Source organism: Streptomyces sp. NPDC002004 (assembly GCF_053593975.1).
Map to the genome: position 1 here is coordinate 1 of NZ_JBSFDP010000082.1, position 1,444 is coordinate 1,444.

General features: G+C 67.2%; 1 protein-coding gene and 1 pseudogene. Both read left to right on the forward strand.

The genetic code is table 11. The features are described 5' to 3' along the window. Positions 1–1,042, forward strand: a pseudogene (locus ACWCP6_RS37205) (IS630 family transposase); the annotation flags it as partial. A gap of 10 nt (positions 1,043–1,052) precedes the next feature. Continuing rightward, the coding region (locus ACWCP6_RS37210) for a GNAT family N-acetyltransferase (RefSeq protein WP_450937093.1) at positions 1,053–1,444 on the forward strand (392 nt) is incomplete at its 3' end.

Consider the following 1,444-nt stretch of genomic DNA (forward strand, 5'->3'; position numbering starts at 1 on the left):
CTGGCTTCGGCCGGCGGGAATCGGGTCCCGGTCATCGCCCAACTGGTTGCGGCTGATGAGGACACCGTCCGGGACGTCATCCACCGCTTCAACGAGATCGGCCTGGCCTGCCTGGACCCTCGGTGGGCGGGAGGCCGTCCCCGCCTGCTCAACACTGACGACGAGGACTTCGTCGTCGTGACGGCCACCACACGCCCGGTCAAACTCGGCCAGCCGTTCACCCGCTGGTCGATCCGCAAACTCTGCGCCTATCTGCGTAGGGTCCACGGCCGGGTGATCCGTATGGGCCGCGAGGCCCTGCGCTGCCTGCTGGCCCGACGCGGCATCACCTTCCAGCGCACCAAGACGTGGAAGGAGTCCGCCGACCCCGAGCGCGACACCAAACTGGACCGCATCGAGTACGTCCTGGAGCACTTACCCGATCGTGTTTTCGCGTTCGACGGGTTCGGGCCGCTCGGTATCCGCCCCACCGCAGGCTCCTGCTGGGCACAACAGAGTCGGCCCGACCGGATTCCGGCGACCTATCACCGCACTCATGGAGTGACCTACTTTCACGGCTGCTACTCGGTTGGCGACGACACGCTGTGGGGCGTGAACCGTCGCCACAAGGGCGCCCGCTCAGTCCCTGGCCGCGCTGAAATCGATCCGTGCCGCCCGGCCTGACGGCGCCCCCATCTACGTGATCATGGACAACTTGTCCGCGCACAAGGGCATAAAGATCCGCACTTGGGCGAAGAAGCACCGGGTGGAGCTGTGTTTCACCCCTACCAATGCCTCCTGGGCCAACCCGATCGAGGCGCACTTCGGACCCCTGCGGCAGTTCACCCTGGCGAACTCCAACCATCCCAACCACACCGTGCAGACCCGGGCCCTGCACCGCTACCTGCGCTGGCGCAACATCAACGCCCGCCACCCCGACATCCTGGCCGCCCAGCGCAGGGAGCGCGCCCGTATCCGCAGCGAGAAGGGCATCCGGTGGGGCCGCCCCGCCACGCGAGCGGCGTCACCAATCCAGGTGCAACCCGTGAGCCCTGCCTCATAGCCTCGGCCCCATGACTGACCATGCCCTCGTCCCCGACGACTTCGTCGTCCCCGCGGACCTGATCACCCCGCAGTTCCATCTGGAGCCGCTGGGACCCCAGCACAACGCCGCCGACCACGCCGCCTGGACCAGCAGCATCGAGCACATCCGTGCGACCCCGGGCTTCCAGGACCGAGGATGGCCTCCTGCCAACGGGATGACCCTGCAGGCGAACCTCGCCGACCTGCAGCGTCACGCGGACGACTTCGCTCAGCGCCGCGGATTCACCTACACCGTCATCGAGACCGACAGTGGCGAGGTGATCGGTTGCGTCTATATCTATCCCTCCCGCAGCGACGACCACGACACCGACGTCCGCTCCTGGGTCCGTGCCGACAAAGCCGAGATGGACGCGCCCTTGCA